Raw genomic sequence first — 17,962 nt, 5'->3', positions numbered from 1 at the left:
CAATTTTGTCGTTTCACACAACAAACTCAGAAAGGCCGGCAACCATCCGTCTCAGACGGTCAGCGGGCGGGCCGTCGGGGGGATCGGCGCGGGCAGCGTCGTCGACCCCGACAGGTACGCGTCGACGCCTGCGGCAGCGGAGCGGCCCTCCGCGATCGCCCACACGATGAGCGACTGACCGCGTCCCGCGTCACCGGCGACGAACACGCCGTCGACGCTGGACATGTACGACTTGTCGCGCTTGACGTTGCCACGCTCGTCGAGCTCGACACCGAGCTGATCGACCAGGCCCTCGGTCTCGGGGCCGGTGAAGCCCATCGCGAACAGCACCAGCTGGGCCGGCAGGTCCTTCTCGGTCCCGGGGACCTCGGTGAGCTTGCCGTCGACGAACTCGACCTCGACCAGGCGCAGTGCGCTGACGTTGCCGGACTCGTCGCCGATGAACTCCTTGGTCGAGACCGAGTACACCCGGTCGCCGGCCTCCTCGTGTGCCGAGGAGACCCGGTAGGTCATCGGGTACGTGGGCCACGGCTGGTGGCCGGGACGCTCCGTGCCGGGGTTCGGCATGATCTCCAGCTGCGTGATGGAGCGGGCGCCCTGGCGCACCGAGGTGCCCAGGCAGTCGGCGCCGGTGTCGCCGCCGCCGATGATGACGACATCCTTGTCGGTGGCCAGGATCTGCCCCTCGACCTGCTCGCCGAGCGCGGCCCGGTTGGCCTGCGGCAGGAACTCCATGGCCTGGTGGATGCCACCGAGCTCGCGTCCGGGTGCCGGCAGGTCACGACGGACGGTCGCGCCGATCGCCAGGACGACCGCGTCGTAGCGGTCGCGCAGCTGCGAACCGGTGAGGCTGTCGCCGACCTGGACGCCGGTGCGGAACACCGTGCCCTCACGCTCCATCTGGTCGATGCGCCGCTCGACCTGGATCTTCTCCATCTTGAACTCGGGGATGCCGTAGCGCAGCAGTCCTCCGGGCTTGTCGTCACGCTCGTAGACCGCGACGGTGTGGCCGGCGCGGGTCAGCTGCTGCGCGGCGGCGAGGCCGGCGGGGCCCGAGCCGACGACCGCGACGGTCCGGCCGGTCAGCCACTCGGGCGGCTGCGGGCGGACCCTGCGGTCGTCCCAGGCCTTGTCGATGATCGAGACCTCGACGTTCTTGATCGTGACCGCATCGCGGTTGATGCCCACGACGCAGGCGGTCTCGCACGGCGCGGGGCACAGCCGCCCGGTGAACTCCGGGAAGTTGTTGGTCGCGTGCAGACGGTCGAGCGCCTCGTCCCAGTCGTCGCGCCAGACCAGGTCGTTCCACTCCGGGATCAGGTTGCCCAGGGGGCAGCCGTTGTGGCAGAACGGGATGCCGCAGTCCATGCAGCGTCCGGCCTGCTCGGAGATGATCGGCAGCAGCGCGCGGCCCGGACCTCCGGGGTAGACCTCGTTCCAGTCGTTGATGCGCTCCTCGACGGGACGCCGCTCGGCGACCTTGCGGGGCGTCGTGATGAAACCTCTGGGATCAGCCACGTGCGGCCACCTCCATCATGCGTGCTGTGGTGTCTTCCTCGGACAGGCCTTCGGCCTCGGCGGCGTCTCGCGCCTCGAGCACCAGCCGGTAGTTGACCGGCATGATCTCGGTGAATCGGGTCAGGGACTGCTCCCAGTGCTCGAGCAGCTGCTCGGCGACCGCCGAGCCCGTCTCCTCGAAGTGCTTATGAACCAGACGTTCGAGCTGGACTGCTGCCTCGCCCTCGACGGCCCGCAGTTCCACCATGTCGGTGTTCACGTGCTTGGTCTCGAGGTCCAGGACGTACGCCGAGCCGCCGCTCATGCCGGCCGCGACGTTGCGACCGGTCGGGCCGAGGATCACGACGCGACCACCGGTCATGTACTCCAGCGCGTGGTCGCCCACGCCCTCGACGACGGCGCTGGCGCCGGAGTTGCGGACGCAGAAGCGCTCGCCCACCTTGCCGCGCAGGAAGATCTCCCCGCTGGTCGCGCCGAAGCCGATCACGTTGCCGGCCACGATCTGCGACTCGGCGGTGAACTGGGCGTCGCGCGGCGGCCGGACGACGATGCGTCCACCCGACAGGCCCTTGCCGACGTAGTCGTTGCCATCGCCCTCGAGCCGCAGCGTGATGCCCTTGGGCACGAAGGCGCCGAACGACTGACCCGCCGAACCGAGGAACGTCAGGTCGATCGTGTTCTCGGGCAGGCCCTCGCCGCGGTAGCGCTTGGTCAGCTCGTGGCCCAGCATCGTGCCGACGGTGCGGTTGACGTTGCGGATCTCGAGCTGCGCCCGCACCGGCTCGCCGTTCTCCAGCGCATCGGCGCTGAGCGCGATGAGCTCGTTGTCCAGCGCCTTGTCCAGGCTGTGGTCCTGCGTCGTGGTGTTGTGCAGCGCGGCCCCCTCGGGCAGCTCCGGCACGTGCAGGATCGGCGACAGGTCGAGCCCGTCCGCCTTCCAGTGGTGGACCGCACGATCGACGTCGATGACCTCGGCGTGGCCGACGGCCTCCTCGATCGACCGGAAGCCCAGCGCTGCGAGGTGCTCGCGCACCTCCTCGGCGATGTACGTGAAGAAGTTGACCAGGTACTCGGCCTTGCCGGAGTACTTCTCGCGCAGCTGCTTGTTCTGCGTCGCGACGCCCACCGGGCAGGTGTCCAGGTGGCAGACGCGCATCATGATGCAGCCGCTGACGACCAGCGGCGCCGTCGCGAAGCCGAACTCCTCGGCGCCGAGCAGTGCCGCGACGATGACGTCGCGACCGGTCTTGAGCTGGCCGTCGGCCTGGACCACGATGCGATCACGCAGGCCGTTGAGCAGCAGCGTCTGCTGGGTCTCGGCCAGGCCGAGCTCCCACGGGCCGCCGGCGTGCTTGAGCGAGGTCAGGGGCGAGGCGCCCGTTCCGCCGTCGTGGCCGGAGATCAGGACGACATCGGCCTTGGCCTTGGACACGCCCGCCGCGACCGTGCCGACGCCGACCTCGGACACGAGCTTGACGTGCACGCGTGCCGCGGGGTTGGCGTTCTTCAGGTCGTGGATGAGCTGCTTGAGATCCTCGATCGAGTAGATGTCGTGGTGCGGCGGGGGCGAGATGAGGCCGACACCGGGCGTCGAGTGCCGCGTCTTGGCGACCCACGGGTACACCTTGGGGCCGGGCAGCTGGCCGCCCTCACCGGGCTTGGCGCCCTGGGCCATCTTGATCTGGATGTCATCGGCGTTGGTCAGGTACTCCGACGTCACGCCGAAGCGTCCCGAGGCGACCTGCTTGATCGACGAGCGACGCTCGGGGTCGTACAGGCGCTCGGGGTCCTCGCCGCCCTCACCGGTGTTGGACTTGCCGCCGAGGCGGTTCATCGCGATCGCGAGGGTCTCGTGCGCCTCCTGGCTGATCGAGCCGTACGACATCGCACCGGTCGAGAACCGCTTGACGATCTCGGAGACCGGCTCGACCTCCTCGATCGGGACGGCCGGTCGCAGGCCCTCCTTGAAGCGGAACAGCCCACGCAGCGTCATGAGCCGCTCGGACTGGTCGTCGACGCGGGACGTGTACTGCTTGAAGATCTCGTACGAGCCCGTGCGGGTCGAGTGCTGCAGGCGGAACACCGTCTCGGGGTCGAACAGGTGCTCCGGGCCGCCGCGGCGCCACTGGTACTCGCCGCCGGTCTCGAGCTGACGGCGGCCACCTGCGATGCCGCGGGTCGGGTACGCCTTCAGGTGCCGCGAGCGGACCTCCTCGGCCAGGACGTCCAGTCCGACGCCGCCCAGCTTGGAGGAGGTTCCGGTGAAGTAGGCGTCGATGATCTCGTGCGACAGGCCGACCGCCTCGAAGATCTGCGCGCCGGTGTACGACGCGACCGTCGAGACGCCGATCTTGCTCATGACCTTCAGGACGCCCTTGCCCAGCCCGTAGCGGACGTTGCGCAGCGCCTGGGCGGGCTTGACGCCCTCCACGAACACCTTCTCGCGCGCGAGGTCCTCGGCGGACTCCAGGACGAGGTACGGGTTCACGGCCGTCGCGCCGTAGCCGATCAGGAGCGCGACGTGGTGGACCTCGCGCACGTCGCCGGCCTCGATGATGAGACCGGCCTGCGTGCGCAGCTTCTCGCGCACCATGTGGTGGTGCACGGCTCCGGTCAGCAGCAGCGACGGGATGGGCGCCAGGTCGGCGTTCGAGTGGCGGTCGGACAGCACGATGATGCGGGCGCCCTGGGCGATGGCCTCGGACACCTCGGCGCAGATCGCGTCGAGCTTGGCCTTCAGCGCCGCTCCCCCGCCGTCGACCTGGTAGAGGCCGCGGACGACGTGCACCGAGAAGCCCGGCATGTCGCCGTCCTTGTTCATGTGCCGGATCTTGGCCAGCTCGTCGTTGTCGAGCACCGGGAAGGGCAGCTGCAGCATGCGGCACGACGCCGGGCTGGGAGCCAGCAGGTTGCGCTCGGGGCCGATCGTGCCGGCCAGCGACGTGACGACCTCCTCGCGGATGGCGTCCAGCGGCGGGTTGGTGACCTGGGCGAACAGCTGCGAGAAGTAGTCGAACAGCTGGCGCGGACCGTCCGAGATCGCCGCGATGGGCGTGTCGGTGCCCATCGAGCCGATCGCCTCGGCGCCGGCCCGCGCCATGGGCGCGATGAGCAGGCGCAGCTCCTCCTCGGTGTAGCCGAAGACCTGCTGGCGGCGGGTCACCGAGGCGTGGGTGTGGACGATGTGCTCGAGGTCGGGCAGGTCCTCGAACCGCACGAGGCCCGAGTACAGCCACTCGTCGTACGGGTGCTCCGAGGCCAGCGTGTCCTTGATCTCGTGGTCCTCGATGATGCGGTGCTCGTCGAGGTCCAGCAGGAACATCTTGCCCGGCTCGAGGCGGCCCTTGCGGATGATGGACTTCTGGTCCAGGTCCAGGACGCCGGCCTCCGAGGCCAGCACGACCAGGCCGTCGTCGGTGACCCAGAAGCGTCCCGGGCGCAGACCGTTGCGGTCGAGGACGGCGCCGATCTGGGTCCCGTCGGTGAAGCAGACGGCCGCGGGACCGTCCCACGGCTCCATGACCGAGGAGTGGAACTCGTAGAAGGCCCGGCGGGCGGGATCCATGTCGGCGTCGTTCTCCCACGCCTCGGGGATCATCATCATGACCGCGTGCGGCAGGGTGCGACCGCCCAGGTGCAGCAGCTCGAGCACCTCGTCGAGCGAGGCGGTGTCGCTGCCCTGCGGATCGCAGATCGGGAACAGCCGCTTCATGTCACCGGGGATCAGGTCGCTCTCCAGGAGCGCCTCACGCGCCCGCATCCAGTTGCGGTTGCCGCGGGCGGTGTTGATCTCACCGTTGTGCGCGACGAAGCGGAACGGGTGCGCGAGCGGCCAGCTGGGGAAGGTGTTGGTCGAGAACCGGCTGTGCACGATCGCGAGGGCCGACTCCATCCGCTCGTCCAGCAGATCGGGGAAGAATCCCTCGAGCTGCTCGGTCGTCAGCATGCCCTTGTAGACCAGCGTGCGGCTCGACAGCGACGGGAAGTACACCCCGAGCTCGTGCTCGGCGCGCTTGCGCATCGCGAAGGTGACGCGGTCCAGCTCGATGCCCGTGCGCTTCTGGTCGGCCCCGGTGACGAACATCAGGGCGAACGACGGCATCGCGCCGCGGGACATCGTCCCCAGGATCTCGGGGTTGACCGGGACGTCGCGCCAGCCGAGGACCGTCAGGCCCTCCTCGGCGGCAATCGCCTCGACGGCGGTGCGTGCCTCGGCGGCATGCTCGGCGTCCAGCGGGAGGAATGCCATGCCGCACGCGTAGGCACCGGGCTCGGGCAGCTCGAAGTCCGCGACGCCGCGCAGGAACTTGTCGGGGACCTGGATCAGGATGCCGGCGCCGTCGCCGGTCTCCGGCTCGCCGCCCACCGCACCGCGGTGGTCCAGGTTGCGCAGGGCGGTGAGGCCCTTGGCCACGATGTCGTTGCTCGCGACGCCGGTCAGCGTCGCCACGAAGGCGACACCGCAGGCATCGTGCTCGTTGGCCGGGTCGTACAGACCCTGGGCGGCAGGCACCATGGACTGCGGCTTGAAGGACTGCGCCTTCTGGGGCCGGAGCTGGGCAGAATGTGGCTGGACGCGCATGCTGGAGGCCTTTCTCACGTCATCAGTGGTCACGAAAAATCGCACCGGGGACGACGTTGGCCTCGGACAGCATCACAAGATTACACGGCCCCGCCGAGGCGGCCCGGCGGGGCGTGCGTCAGAACGTCTTGACGATGTAGACGTCGCACGGGGCGTGGTGTGCGACATCGGTCGCCACGCTGCCCAGGATGCGCCCGAGGCCCTGCACCCGGCGGTTGCCTACGACGATCAGGTCGGCACCGAGCCGCTTGGCCTCCTCGACCAGGGCATCGGCGGGCTTGCCCTGGATGGGGCTGCTCTCGATGCGCGGGGTGACGCCCTTGAGCGTCCCGGCGATCTCGGCGGCGATGGCCTCGGCCTCCTCACCGGGCGTCAGACGACGCACGTCGCCGAGCATCGCGGGGTCCTCCGTGACGGCCGGACGGTGCGGGTCGACCGCGGTCAGGACGTGCAGCGTGGCGCCGGAGTCGGCGGCGAGCTCGGCGGCCACGGATGCGGCCTTGCGGGAGCTGTCGCTTCCGTCCACGCCGACGAGGATGATCTTGGGCATATGGGTCTCCTGGGAATCGACCCACAGCGTACCGATGGCGAGGTGCCGTGTCAGCCCAGCGCCGAGGCGCCGACGGCCTCGCCCACCAGGTACGTCAGCACGGCGGCCGCGCCGCCCAGCGCCAGCTGGCGGGAGCCGCCGAACAGCCAGTTGCGGGCGGTCATGCGGGTGACCAGCGCACCGCACCCGAACAGGCCCAGGCACGACAGGATGATCGCCGGCCACGCGGACTCGATGCCGGCCAGGTACGACAGCAGCGGGATGATCGCGCCGACGGCGAAGGCGAAGAACGACGACATCGCCGCCAGCATGGGCGACGCGAGGTCGTCGACGTCGACGCCGAACTCCTCGCGCGCGTGCACGCGGACGGCCTTCTCGGCGTCCCGGTGCACCTCGTGGGCCATCTCGCGGGCCGTGCCCTCGTCGACGCCCTTCTCCATGAACATCGCGGCGAGCTCGGCCTCCTCGGCCGGCTCGTTGTGCAGGATCTCGTTGCGCTCGATGTCAACCTGGGCCAGCGCGAACTCCCGCTGGCTCGCGACCGAGGTGTACTCGCCGGCCGCCATCGAGAAGGCGCCCGCGGCCATGCCCGCCAGACCGGCCAGCACGACCGGCTTGGTGCCGGAGCCCGAGCTGCCGCCCACCACGCCCATCATCAGGGCGAAGTTCGAGACCAGGCCGTCCATGGCGCCGAAGACCGCCGGCCGGAGCCAGCCGCCCGTGACGTCAGGGTGCTCGTGCTGGACGACGCCGGGATCGGGCAGCGGCTGCTCCGCATCGCTCATGCCACGAACCTATGCCGGTCCGGCTGCACGCTCAACGGTCCGAGGGCCCTGTCCCGGGCTCGTCGATCGCAACGACCGAGGAGTCGTCATCGGCGCCCGGGGCCGGTTCGGCCGATGGCGTCCGTCGCCGGGCCGCGATGAAGTAGATCAACGCGAGCACGAACACGATGATCGAGGTCCACACATTGAGCCGGAACGGGCCGATGTGGTTGGCGGCATCGATGCGCAGCGACTCGATCCACACGCGTCCGGACGTGTAGAGCATCGCGTACAGGGCGAAGGCGCGACCGCCGGTCAGCTTGACCTTGCGGTCGATCGCGATGATCAGCGCCGCAGCGGCCAGGTTCCACAGCAGCTCGTACAAGAAGGTGGGGTGGAAGGTCGCGGAGTCCAGGTAGCCGGCGGGGCGGTTCTCCGGATCGATCTCCAGGGCCCACGGCAGGTCGGTGGGCTTGCCGAACAGCTCCTGGTTGAAGTAGTTGCCGATCCGGCCGATCGCCTGGGCCACCAGCAGGCCCGGCGCGACGGCGTCGGCGACCGCGCTGAAGGACACGCCGTAGCGGCGGCACGCGATCCAGGCACCCAGCGCCCCACCGGCGACGGCGCCCCAGATGCCCAGGCCGCCCTTCCAGATCAAGAAGACGTCGGTGACGTTGCGTCCCTCACCGAAGTAGAGCTCGGGGTCGGTCGCGACGTGGTAGATGCGGGCACCGATGATGCCGAACGGGATCGCCCAGATCGCGACGTCGCCGATCAGGCCGGCGCGTCCGCCGCGGGCCTGGTACCGGCGCTCGCCGATCCAGATCGCCACCAGCGCGCCGATGATGATGCCCAGTGCGTACGCCCGCAGCGGCAGGGGGCCCAGGTGCCAGACACCCTCGGAGGGGCTCGGGATGTACGCCAGCATCGTCAGCTCCTCTCGACCCCGGCCCGCAGATCCTGCGCCAGGGCGCGGATCGCGGCGAGTCCTGCTGACTCGTCGGTAGCCGTCAGCAGACAGCGTACGAGGGCGGACCCGACGATGACCGCATCGGCGTAGGCGGCGATCTCGTGGGCCTGGGCACCGTTGGAGACGCCGAGTCCGACACCCACCGGCTTGTCGGTGACCTTGCGGACCCGGGCCACGAGCTCCTCGCCCAGCGAGCTGGTCTGGTCACGCGCGCCGGTCACGCCCATCACGGCGGTGGCGTAGACGAATCCGCTGGCGGCGTCGACCGTCATCGCGAGCCGGTCGTCGGTCGACGAGGGGGCCACGAGGAAGATCCGGTCCAGGTCGTGCGCCTGGGACGCCGCGACCCACTCGGCCCCCTCGTCGGGGATCAGGTCCGGGGTGATCAGGCCCGCTCCCCCGGCGGCCGCCAGGTCGGCGGCGAACCGGTCGACGCCATAGCGCTCGACCGGGTTCCAGTAGGTCATGACGACCGTCGGCGCACCCGTGGCCGCGCTCGCCCGCACGACGTCCAGGACATCCGACGGCCGGGTGCCGGCGACCAGCGCGGCCTCGGCGGCGGCCTGGATGACGGGACCGTCCATGACCGGGTCGCTGTACGGCAGACCGACCTCGACCATGTCGACGCCGCCCTCGACCATGGCCTCGATGGCCTTGATCGACAGCTCCTTGGACGGGAAGCCGGCCGGCAGGTAGCCCACGAGAGCCGCGCGGCCCTCGGCGCGGGTGCGCTCGAACAGCGCATCGATCGACGAGCTCATTCCTGCTCCCCCTCGTGCAGCACGACCGGGGCATCGATCAGGCCGAAGTACTCCGCGGCGGTGTGCACGTCCTTGTCGCCGCGCCCCGACAGGTTGACCAGGATCGTCGCATCGGGCCCCAGCTCCTTGGCCAGGTCGAGCGCGCCGGCCAGTGCGTGGGCCGACTCGATCGCCGGGATGATGCCCTCGGTCTTGCACAGCAGGTCGAAGGCCGACATGGCAGCAGCGTCGGTGGCCGGCACGTAGGACGCCCGGCCGATGTCGGCCAGATACGAGTGCTCGGGACCCACCCCGGGGTAGTCCAGGCCCGCCGAGATCGAGTGCGACTCCAGGGTCTGGCCGTCCTCGTCCTGCAGCAGGAACGAGCGGGCGCCGTGCAGCACTCCCACGTCGCCGCCGGTGATCGTCGCGGCGTGGCGAGTGGTCTCGACACCGTCACCACCGGCCTCGATGCCCACCAGGCGGACGTCCGGGTCGTCGATGAAGGCCGTGAACAGACCGATCGCGTTCGAGCCGCCACCGACGCACGCGACGGCGGCGTCCGGCAGCGCACCGGTCAGCTCGAGCGTCTGGGCCCGCGCCTCGTCGCCGATCGCACGGGTCAGGTCGCGCACCATCGTGGGGAACGGGTGGGGACCGGCCGCCGTGCCGAACAGGTACGACGTGGTGTCGACGCTGGCGACCCAGTCGCGCAGGGCCTCGTTGATCGCGTCCTTGAGCGTCCGGCTGCCGCTGGTCACCGAGACGACCTCGGCGCCCAGCATCTTCATCCGCGCGACGTTGAGCGCCTGGCGCTCGGTGTCGACCTCGCCCATGTAGACCGTGCACTCCAGGTCCAGGTAGGCGCACGCAGTCGCCGAGGCGACACCGTGCTGGCCCGCGCCGGTCTCGGCGATCGCGCGGGGCTTGCCGATGCGCTTGGCCAGCAGGGCCTGGCCGATGACGTTGCGGATCTTGTGGGCGCCGGTGTGGTTGAGGTCCTCGCGCTTGAGCAGGATGCGGGCGCCGGCGGCCTCGGAGAACCGGTGCGCCTCGTACAACGGGCTGGGGATGTTGGCGTACTCGCGCAGCATCCGGTCGAGCTCGGCCATGAAGGTGGGATCAGCCTTCGCCTCGGTCCAGGCACGGTCCAGCTCGTCCAGCGGCGCGACCAGCGCCTCGGGCATGAACCGCCCGCCGAATCGTCCGAAGTGTCCAGTGGCATCGGGTTGCGCGTACGTCATATGTCCTCAGTCGTCAGTGCCGGGTGGTGGAAGAAGGCGCGCCACCGCCGCAGCGGTGACGCCGTCACCACCGGTGTTGCAGGGCGGGGTGCGCTCCGGCCGCGACCAGGTCGGCGACCGAGGCTCGCGGGTCGTCGCCGCGGACCAGCGTCTCCCCCACCAGCACGACGTGTGCACCGGACTTGGCGTAGTCGATGACGTCGTGCGGCCCGCGGACGCCCGAGGCGGCAACCTTGACGGCCGTGTCGGGAATCAGCGGCGAGAGGCGATCGAACGTCGTCCGGTCGACCTCGAGGGTCTTGAGGTTGCGCGCGTTGACACCGATCAGGTCGGCACCGGCGGCGGCAGCGCGCTTGACCTCCTCGGCGTCGTTGACCTCCACCAGGGGCGTCAGTCCGATCGACCGGGCCCGCTCGATGAGGCTCTCCAGGACGATCTGCTCGAGGGCGGCCACGATCAGCAGCGCCATGTCGGCGCCGGCGGCCCGGGCCTCCCACAGCTGGTAGGAGGTGGTGATGAAGTCCTTGCGCAGCACCGGGATGTCGACCGTGCCGCGCACGGCGCGCAGATCGTCCAGCGTGCCACCGAAACGGCGCTCCTCGGTCAGGACGCTGATCGCGGCGGCGCCGCCGGCCGCGTAGTCAGCGGCCAGGGCGGCTGGATCCTTGATCGTGGCCAGCTGCCCCTCGCTCGGGCTGGACCGCTTGACCTCCGCGATGACCGAGACGCCGTCGGAGCGGAATGCCGGCATCGGGTCGAGCGCTGGGTGCTGACGGGCGGCACGTTCCTTGAGGTCGTCCAGGGACGTCGTCGCCATGCGTGCTTCGAGGTCCTGGGCCACGCCGGCCAAGATGTCGTCGAGAACTGACATGGACCCTCCTCCGCAGCAATCGATCGAGTGTGCCTCAAGAGTAACCGGGACGGGACCCGGCGGTGTGCGGGGTTCCGAAGTCGCACCATCACTATGCTCAGGACATGTCCACCAACGAGCCTCCCGCATATCCCGGCGATTCCACGCCACCGCCTGTCGGCGGCAGTCAGCCGCCCGCCTCGGGCAGCTATCCGCCTGCCGGCGGCTATCCCCCGCCGGGCGGATACCCACCCGCGCCCGGTGGCTACGGCCAGGCCGGACCCCCGAAGACCAACCAGAAGGCCACCGCGTCGATGGTCGTGGGCATCGCGAGCCTCGTGCTGGGCCTGTTCTGCGGGTTCCTGGTCATCGGCAGCGTCGTGGCGATCGTCCTGGGCTTCATCGCCCGCGGGGAGATCATCCGCTCCAACGGCACGCAGAAGGGCATGGGGCAGGCGCTGACCGGCATCATCACCGGCTTCGTCCTGGTGGCGCTGTTCCTCCTGGCGGTCGTGCTGCTGGCGACCGGCGTCGTCGACTACGACTTCAACGTCGAGGGATGAGCGAGCCCGGGGCCCCGGATGCGGGGCCCGGGGCCGCCGGCGTCGTCACCAACCGCAAGGCGGTCTACAGCGTCGTGTGCGGCGTGCTGGCCTTCGCCGGCATCTACCTGTCGCCCGCCGTCGGCCTCGTGCTGGGCCTTCCCTCGGTCACCAGCGCGGTGCACGCCCGGCGCGAGATCGTGGAGGCCAAGGGGCAGCAGACGGGCGACTCGCTGGCGGTCATGGGCCTGATGATCGGCGGCGGTGCGGTCGTGACGGTCGCCCTGTGGGGGATGCTGCAGCTGCTGGGGTGAGCTCACGGCGCGAGCCATGACCCCCACGCGGTCGTGCGGACCACGCCGAACACCGCCACCACCAGCGCACCCGCCGCGACCAGCCACCACGAGATCGTGATCGGCGGCCGCCGCCGGCCGGTGGCGCGGCGGACGACCCACAGGACCCACCCGATCCCGACTGCCAGGACGAGGACGACGGCCAGGGCGTTGCTGCTCACCGCGGCGACCAGATCGCCCCTGGTCAGGTCGTTGACGGCGCGCAGGCCACCGCAGCCCGGGCACGGCAGCCCGGTGAGCGACAGGAACGGGCAGAACCCGTAGGAGCCCGACTCGTGCGGGTCGCGGACGTGCAGCAGCGCTGCCGCCGCCAGGCCCAGGCCGCCCGCGAGCGCCGGCGCCAGCAGGGCGCGGGCGGTCGACGTCGGACGTGCCCGGGCGGAGGTGCTCACGGCTAGACGGACCCGACGACTGCGAGCAGGAACACCAGGCCCCAGATCGCCGTGCCGACGATGCCGGTCGCCAGACCTGCGGTCGCCATGCCCTTGCCGTTCATCGTGCCGGGCGGCCGGGCGTCGATCTCCTTGCTGGCATAGACCGACAAGACGATCGCGGCCGGTCCGATCAGCACGCCCACCAGGCACAGCACGATCGAGGCGATGCCCAGGACCAGTGAGAACACGGCCTTGGTCGACGTCGGGACGTACTGCGGCGCCGGGAAGCCGTACAGCGGGGGCTGCGCGTAGCCGGGAGGCATCTGCCCGTACGCCGGCGGTGGCACCTGCCCGTACTGCGGCACCTGCTGGCCCCACGGCGGAGGGGCCGGCTGCTCGTGTCCCGGCGGAGGCTGTCGCCCCTCGTCGGACCCGGTGGCCGGGCTGTCATCCCCCGGGTAGCTGGGGTACTGCGGGCTGTCGCTCACGGCGCCCTCCCAAGGGCTGGACGGTTCGGGAAGCTGGTGTCAGTGCCCGTGCTCGGAGGCGCGGTCGACACCGAAGCCGGCCGCAGCCATGCCCCAGCCGACGATCCCGGAGGCGAGCGTGAGGACGCAACCGATCGTGAACCACAGCCAGTTCGGGTCGGGGATCAGGGCGACGCCGCCGATGGTGATGCCGACCAGGCACATGATGACTCCGGTCCAGGCGGCAGGCGATGATCCGTGCATGGGTACAACTCTCCTCGGGGTGGTGGAACTGGGCCCAGACTACTGGGTGCCGCCGGCGCGTCCGAACGCGCCCGCAGCCATCGACGGCTCGTCAGGCCGTGGGGTCGTCCCCACGGTCCATCGCCTTCCACATCTCGGTGCCGCTGTCGTCCTTGGCCGCCGGCCGGGAGCCCGGCGCGTCGTAGCGGCTGCTCATCGTCGGCCACTGCGGTGCCAGGCGCAGCGTGACGGCACCCAGGGCGATCGCCAGCACGAAGGCGGCGATCGTGACCAGGTCCCACGGCGCGTACAAGATGCTGCCGAGGGACGCGGGGCCGGTGTAGGCCGGCGACTCCTCCGCGGCCGAGCGCACCGCGTCCTGGAGGCCGTCGGTGCCCGACCGTGGGACGGCGATGATCGCGGCGGCCGCCACCAGCATCGTCAGCACGCCGATGACGCGTCGCATCCGCGGGCCTGCGGCGAGGATCGCGAGCGCGGCGGTCACCACGACCACGGCCAGCGCCGGCACCAGCGGCTGCGCGTCGCCGCCACTGACGCTGATCGTGGCGTGCCCGAGCCCCTGTGCCCGGACGTCGGCCTCGGCCCAGGTCCGTCCGGCAGCGAAGAATGCGAGTCCTCCGGTGGCCAGCGTCGCCAGCACCACCGGGACGTACAGTCGCCGCGGTGTCACAGCAACCGATCCGCGTCGAAGCAGGTGTGGTCACCGGTGTGGCACGCCGGGCCGGTCTGGTCCACCAGCACCAGCAGCGTGTCGCCGTCGCAGTCCAGGCGCACCTCGCGAACCTCCTGGACGTGGCCGGACGTCTCGCCCTTGACCCAGTAGCTCTGCCTGCTGCGGCTCCAGTACGTGCCGCGACGGGTCTCCAGCGTGCGGCGCAGCGCCTCGTCGTCCATCCAGCCGACCATGAGCACGTCGCGGGTCTCCGCGTCCTGGACCACGGCAGGCACGAGGCCGGCGGCATCGCGCTTGAGACGGGCGGCGATGGCGGTGTCGAGAGAAGTCACGCCCACCAGTGTCTCAGGCCCGCCCAGTGACGGACGAAGCCGTCGGGTCCGCGGGGCGCTGCCCCGACAACGAGGCCTGGGCGATCCAGCTGGCGTGCAGGCGCGAGTACACGCCGCCGGCGTCGACCAGCTCGGCGTGCGTGCCGTCCTCGGTGAGCCGGCCGGCGTCGAACACCAGGATCCGGTCGGCGTTCTCGGCGGTCGACAGGCGGTGCGCGATCGTGACGCTCGAGCGCCCGTCCAGCAGCCGGTCGAGGGCGCGGGTGGCCCGCAGCTCGGTCTGGGGGTCGACCGCGCTGGTCGCCTCGTCCAGGACGATGAAGCCCGGATCGGCCAGGGCAGAGCGCAGCAGCGCCACCAGCTGCCGCTCCCCCGCCGACAGCGACTCCCCGCGTTGGCCCACACGGGTGTCCAGCCCTTGGGGCAGGCCCGCGAACCAGTCGTCGAGCTCCAGGTCGGCGACGACGTCCAGCAGCTCCTGGTCGGTGGCGCCGCGGCGTCCGTAAAGCAGGTTGTCGCGCAGCGTCGCGTCGAACAGGAAGCCCTCCTGCGGCACCATCAGGACGTGGTGGCGCAGGTCGGCGAACGACACCGTCGAGATGTCCGGCCACGTGCCCTCGCCGGCACCGATGCGCACGACCCCGTCGGTGGGGTCCATCAGCCGCGTCAGCAGCTTGGCGAAGGTCGTCTTGCCCGAGCCGGTCTCACCGACCACCGCGATGCGCTGGCGCGGCGTCAGCTCGACGTCGATGTCGGTCAGGACGTTCGGGCCGCCCGGGTACGCGAAGGTGACCTTCTCGAAGCGGGCTCCGAGCGATCCCTCCGGCAGGGTGACACCGGCGGGTCCGGGATCGACGACGTCCGCGGGAGTGTCGAGCAGGTCGATGACCCGCCGCCACGACGCGATCGCGTTCTGCGCGTCGGTCAGCACCTGGGTCGCGGTCTGCACCGGTCCGACGAACAAGCCCACCAGGAAGGCGAACGCGATGACGGTGCCCATCGACAGGTCGCCGGCCACCCCCAGGATCACGCCGAAGGCGAGGACGGCCGCATTGGCCAGTCCACCGGCGACGCCCGATGACGCGAAGGTGACGGCGACGAGCTTCTGCGCCTTGACGTTGGCGTCCAGGTTGCCCTTGATGCCGGCGTCGACCCGGTCCTGGGTGCGACGCTCGATCGCGTGGGCGCGGACGACGGAGGCTCCGACGACGGGCTCGGCGATCACCGCGATCATCTCGCCGACCGTGCGGCGGACGGTGTCGTAGGCGTTGCTGAGCCGCTGCGCGAACCACTTGAGACTGATCGCCAGCGGCAGGAAGCACACCAGCACGACGATCGTCAGCTGCCACGAGTAGTAGGCCATGATGATCGTCGCGACGATGATCTGGCCGGCGCTGACGACGATCTGGATGCCGGTGAACTGCAGGAACTGGGAGACCTGGTCGATGTCGGACGTCACCCGCGAGACCAGCACGCCGCGGCGCTCGGAGTTCTGCGTCAGCATCGACAGGTCGTGCACGTGCCGGAACGCATCGACGCGCATCTGCGCCAGGCCGGTCTCGCTCGCGACGAACAGCCGGATGCGCATCCAGTAGGCGATGCCGGCGGTGAGCAGGATCAAGAACGCGGCGATCGTCAGGAAGCCGGCGATGTCACTCAGGCGGGCGTCGCCCCCGTCGCCGAGGCCGGAGTCGACCGTGCGCTGGATCAGGATCGGCACGACCGAGCCGCCGACGGTGCTCAGCACCGCCAGCAGGATCGTCACCCACAGGCCGTCCTTGATGGCCGGCGACAGGGCGAGGCCGCGCCGGATGATCTGCATGCCGGTCTGGCGGCTCTGCGCGATCTCCGGGATGTCCGGCTCGGTGACGGTCATGACATCTCCTCGCGGGCCTGGTCGTAGGCGTTGACGAGGTTGCGGTAGTCCGCCGACCGCTCGACCAGCTCGTCATGGGTGCCGCGAGCCGCGATGGCGCCGTCGTCGAGGAAGACGACCTCGTCGGCCAGCGCGATCGTGGCCTTGCGGTAGGCCACGACCAGGACCGTGGGCCCCTCGCCGTCCGCGGTGCGCTCCGCGAGCGCCTTGAGGATGCGCTGCTCGACCTCGGGGTCGACGGCGCTGGTCGCATCGTCCATCACCAGCAGGCGGGGACGTCGCACCAGCGCCCGGGCCAGGGCGAGCCGCTGGCGCTGTCCGCCCGACAGGGTCGTGCCCCGCTCGCCCAGCTGGGAGTCCAGGCCACGGGGCAGGGCGGCCACGAAGTCGGCGGCCTGGACGGTCCGCAGGGCGTCCCACACCTCCTCGTCGCTGAAGTCGCCGCCGAGGGTGATGTTCTCGCGGACGCTGTCGTCGAACATGAACGTGCCCTGCGGGACGACGGCGATCGCACCGGCGAGCTCGTCGTGGGTCAGGTCACGGATGTCCACGGACGCCGAGCCGGCCGGGGACAGCAGGATGCTGCCGTCCTGCGGGTCCATGAGACGGGTGAGCAACGACGTCAGGGTGCTCTTGCCGCTGCCGGTGGCGCCCACGACGGCCACGACCCGGCCGGGAGCGACGTGCAGGTCGATGCGGCGCAGGACGTCCTTGTCGGAGCCGGGGAAGCCGAACGTCACGTCCTGGACGTCGAGGGTGACGGCGCCCGATCCGGCCAGGGAGGTCGTGCCGTACGGCATCGAGCCGCGCTCCTGGAGCACCGAGTCGACCCGCTCCCAGCTCACGACGCTGCGCGGCAGCTCGCCCAGGACCCACCCGATGGCGCGCACGGGGAACGCCACGACCGTGAACAGGTAGGCCACCGACACGACGTCACCCGGGTCGGCGGCGCCGCTGGCGACCCGTCCGACGCCGAGCATGACGACGAGCAGGATGCCGATGTTGGGCAGGGCCTCCAGCAGCGGGTCGAAGATGCTGCGGATGCGGCCGACGGCGATGTTGGCGTCACGCAGCTCGTGGCTCACGTCGCGGAAGCGGTCGGTCTCGTCGGTCTCGCGGCCCAGCGACTTGACGACCAGGGCACCGTCGAACGACTCGTGGGCGACGGCGCTGACCGATCCGCGCAGTGCCTGCGCGTGGGCGACCTTGGGCGACAGCCAGCGCTGGTAGAACACGTTGATCACGAACAGGGCAGGGAACACGACCAGGCCCACGAGGGTCAGCACGAGATCGGCGCGCACCATCTCGGCGATCGCCGCCACGAGCATCGCGATGACACCGATCGCCATCGGCAGCGGCATGAACACCGCCCATGCACCTTCGACGTCGGCATTGGCATTGGACAGCAGCTGTCCGGTCGGGTGGCGGTGGTGCCACGACATCGGCAGCGCGAGGTACTGGCGGGTGACCCGGCGCCGGTAGTCCGCGACGAGCCGGTAGTAGACGATGCCGCCGATGAGCCGGCGCGCCACGATGCCCAGCGCCCGCAGGATCGCGACCGCCATGAACAGGGCCATCGCCGCGACCAGGGCACCCTTGGTGACCTCGCCGTCCTCGAACGAGGGCCGGATGACGTGATCGGTCGCCCAGCCGAGCACCTGGGCGTCCGCGACGGTCATGAAACCGAACAGCACGCTGCCGATGACCGAGATCCAGAACAGCAGCGGCTGCTCCTTGATGCCGCGGCCGAGCAACGAGAACCCGCGCCGGGTGATGCGGTCGGTGCGGGCGGCCCCGAGGTCGGAGGAGCCGGCCGGCTCTCCGTCGACGGGGCCGCCCGTCAGGGGCTCGTTGTCGTCCGCG

The 17,962-nt window shown here is 70.6% G+C and carries 17 protein-coding genes and 1 pseudogene; 2 read left to right on the top strand and 16 right to left on the bottom strand.

What is annotated here, in order from left to right; all coding sequences use genetic code 11:
• Positions 1-51: 51 nt before the first annotated feature.
• The 8 genes from NQV15_RS07185 to trpC all read right to left on the bottom strand — a co-directional run bounded on the left by NQV15_RS07185 (position 52) and on the right by trpC (position 11,239).
• Positions 52-1,518: a glutamate synthase subunit beta gene (locus tag NQV15_RS07185; RefSeq protein WP_232399140.1), complete on the bottom strand. Its 1,467-nt coding sequence runs from the start codon at positions 1,516-1,518 to the stop codon at positions 52-54.
• Entirely contained in the window at positions 1,511-6,034 is a 4,524-nt protein-coding gene (gene gltB / locus NQV15_RS07180) for a glutamate synthase large subunit (RefSeq protein ID WP_232399801.1), read from the bottom strand. Before gltB ends, NQV15_RS07185 begins: the two co-directional genes overlap by 8 nt.
• Positions 6,035-6,218: 184 nt before the next feature.
• Complete coding sequence (locus tag NQV15_RS07175; protein WP_232399139.1) at positions 6,219-6,650, bottom strand: universal stress protein; 432 nt, start codon at positions 6,648-6,650, stop codon at positions 6,219-6,221.
• 50 nt (positions 6,651-6,700) lie between these two features.
• Positions 6,701-7,435 carry a VIT1/CCC1 transporter family protein gene (locus tag NQV15_RS07170; RefSeq protein ID WP_232399138.1) on the bottom strand — a complete coding sequence of 245 codons (735 nt, stop codon included), beginning with the start codon at positions 7,433-7,435 and terminating at the stop codon, positions 6,701-6,703.
• Between the two features lie 31 nt (positions 7,436-7,466).
• Positions 7,467-8,342: a prolipoprotein diacylglyceryl transferase gene (lgt, locus tag NQV15_RS07165; RefSeq protein WP_232399137.1), complete on the bottom strand. Its 876-nt coding sequence runs from the start codon at positions 8,340-8,342 to the stop codon at positions 7,467-7,469.
• 2 nt (positions 8,343-8,344) lie between these two features.
• Positions 8,345-9,145, bottom strand: a complete 801-nt coding sequence (trpA, locus tag NQV15_RS07160; RefSeq protein WP_232399136.1) for a tryptophan synthase subunit alpha — start codon at positions 9,143-9,145, stop codon at positions 8,345-8,347.
• On the bottom strand, positions 9,142-10,368 hold the full coding sequence (gene trpB, locus NQV15_RS07155) for a tryptophan synthase subunit beta (RefSeq protein ID WP_232399135.1): 1,227 nt from the start codon (positions 10,366-10,368) through the stop codon (positions 9,142-9,144). The genes trpA and trpB overlap by 4 nt, the downstream gene beginning before the upstream one ends.
• Before the next feature lie 64 nt (positions 10,369-10,432).
• The gene (trpC, locus tag NQV15_RS07150; RefSeq protein WP_232399134.1) at positions 10,433-11,239 is read right to left on the bottom strand and encodes an indole-3-glycerol phosphate synthase TrpC; all 807 of its coding nucleotides are present in this window, start codon (positions 11,237-11,239) and stop codon (positions 10,433-10,435) included.
• A gap of 104 nt (positions 11,240-11,343) precedes the next feature.
• Here trpC and NQV15_RS07145 point away from each other — a divergent pair, with 104 nt between their 5' ends.
• Both NQV15_RS07145 and NQV15_RS07140 read left to right on the top strand, forming a co-directional pair.
• Entirely contained in the window at positions 11,344-11,781 is a 438-nt protein-coding gene (locus tag NQV15_RS07145; protein WP_232399133.1) for a DUF4190 domain-containing protein, read from the top strand.
• Positions 11,778-12,074, top strand: coding sequence for a hypothetical protein (locus NQV15_RS07140; RefSeq protein ID WP_232399132.1), 297 nt, complete (start codon positions 11,778-11,780; stop codon positions 12,072-12,074). Before NQV15_RS07145 ends, NQV15_RS07140 begins: the two co-directional genes overlap by 4 nt.
• Before the next feature lie 2 nt (positions 12,075-12,076).
• On the opposite strand, the gene NQV15_RS07135 is transcribed toward NQV15_RS07140, so the two are convergent.
• The 8 genes and pseudogenes from NQV15_RS07135 to NQV15_RS18195 all read right to left on the bottom strand — a co-directional run.
• A complete protein-coding gene (locus NQV15_RS07135) occupies positions 12,077-12,505 on the bottom strand; it encodes a DUF2752 domain-containing protein (protein ID WP_232399131.1) in 429 nt (142 codons plus the stop codon).
• Positions 12,506-12,507: 2 nt separating this feature from the next.
• On the bottom strand, positions 12,508-12,975 hold the full coding sequence (locus NQV15_RS07130) for a DUF4190 domain-containing protein (protein ID WP_232399130.1): 468 nt from the start codon (positions 12,973-12,975) through the stop codon (positions 12,508-12,510).
• A 39-nt stretch (positions 12,976-13,014) separates the two neighbouring features.
• Complete coding sequence (locus NQV15_RS07125; protein WP_232399129.1) at positions 13,015-13,218, bottom strand: HGxxPAAW family protein; 204 nt, start codon at positions 13,216-13,218, stop codon at positions 13,015-13,017.
• 91 nt (positions 13,219-13,309) lie between these two features.
• Complete coding sequence (locus NQV15_RS07120) at positions 13,310-13,888, bottom strand: Trp biosynthesis-associated membrane protein (protein WP_232399128.1); 579 nt, start codon at positions 13,886-13,888, stop codon at positions 13,310-13,312.
• Positions 13,885-14,223 carry a phosphoribosyl-AMP cyclohydrolase gene (gene hisI / locus NQV15_RS07115; RefSeq protein ID WP_404801321.1) on the bottom strand — a complete coding sequence of 113 codons (339 nt, stop codon included), beginning with the start codon at positions 14,221-14,223 and terminating at the stop codon, positions 13,885-13,887. Before hisI ends, NQV15_RS07120 begins: the two co-directional genes overlap by 4 nt.
• A gap of 13 nt (positions 14,224-14,236) precedes the next feature.
• Entirely contained in the window at positions 14,237-16,099 is a 1,863-nt protein-coding gene (locus NQV15_RS07110; RefSeq protein ID WP_232399127.1) for an ABC transporter ATP-binding protein, read from the bottom strand.
• The gene (locus tag NQV15_RS18200) at positions 16,096-16,899 is read right to left on the bottom strand and encodes an ABC transporter ATP-binding protein (protein WP_404801328.1); all 804 of its coding nucleotides are present in this window, start codon (positions 16,897-16,899) and stop codon (positions 16,096-16,098) included. The genes NQV15_RS07110 and NQV15_RS18200 overlap by 4 nt, the downstream gene beginning before the upstream one ends.
• A 150-nt stretch (positions 16,900-17,049) precedes the next feature.
• Positions 17,050-17,778 (bottom strand): annotated as a pseudogene (locus NQV15_RS18195) (ABC transporter transmembrane domain-containing protein); the annotation flags it as partial.
• Between the last annotated feature and the right edge of the window lie 184 nt (positions 17,779-17,962).

This window comes from Aeromicrobium wangtongii (genome assembly GCF_024584515.1).
Classification (GTDB): domain Bacteria; phylum Actinomycetota; class Actinomycetes; order Propionibacteriales; family Nocardioidaceae; genus Aeromicrobium; species Aeromicrobium wangtongii.
The sequence above is the reverse complement of the archived record's forward strand: the minus strand, read 5'-3'. Positions and strand labels throughout refer to the sequence as shown.

Bases quoted from the DNA above. Each gene is read 5' to 3' on its own strand.
- NQV15_RS07145 (WP_232399133.1), top strand. From the start codon at position 11,344: ATGTCCACCAACGAGCCTCCCGCATATCCCGGCGATTCCACGCCACCG.
- NQV15_RS07140 (WP_232399132.1), top strand. From the start codon at position 11,778: ATGAGCGAGCCCGGGGCCCCGGATGCGGGGCCCGGGGCCGCCGGCGTC.
- NQV15_RS07110 (WP_232399127.1), bottom strand. From the start codon at position 16,099: ATGACCGTCACCGAGCCGGACATCCCGGAGATCGCGCAGAGCCGCCAG.
- NQV15_RS07175 (WP_232399139.1), bottom strand. From the start codon at position 6,650: ATGCCCAAGATCATCCTCGTCGGCGTGGACGGAAGCGACAGCTCCCGC.
- gltB (WP_232399801.1), bottom strand. From the start codon at position 6,034: ATGGTGCCTGCCGCCCAGGGTCTGTACGACCCGGCCAACGAGCACGAT.
- trpC (WP_232399134.1), bottom strand. From the start codon at position 11,239: ATGTCAGTTCTCGACGACATCTTGGCCGGCGTGGCCCAGGACCTCGAA.
- NQV15_RS18200 (WP_404801328.1), bottom strand. From the start codon at position 16,899: ATGCCGTACGGCACGACCTCCCTGGCCGGATCGGGCGCCGTCACCCTC.
- trpB (WP_232399135.1), bottom strand. From the start codon at position 10,368: ATGACGTACGCGCAACCCGATGCCACTGGACACTTCGGACGATTCGGC.
- trpA (WP_232399136.1), bottom strand. From the start codon at position 9,145: ATGAGCTCGTCGATCGATGCGCTGTTCGAGCGCACCCGCGCCGAGGGC.
- NQV15_RS07170 (WP_232399138.1), bottom strand. From the start codon at position 7,435: ATGAGCGATGCGGAGCAGCCGCTGCCCGATCCCGGCGTCGTCCAGCAC.
- lgt (WP_232399137.1), bottom strand. From the start codon at position 8,342: ATGCTGGCGTACATCCCGAGCCCCTCCGAGGGTGTCTGGCACCTGGGC.
- NQV15_RS07125 (WP_232399129.1), bottom strand. From the start codon at position 13,218: ATGCACGGATCATCGCCTGCCGCCTGGACCGGAGTCATCATGTGCCTG.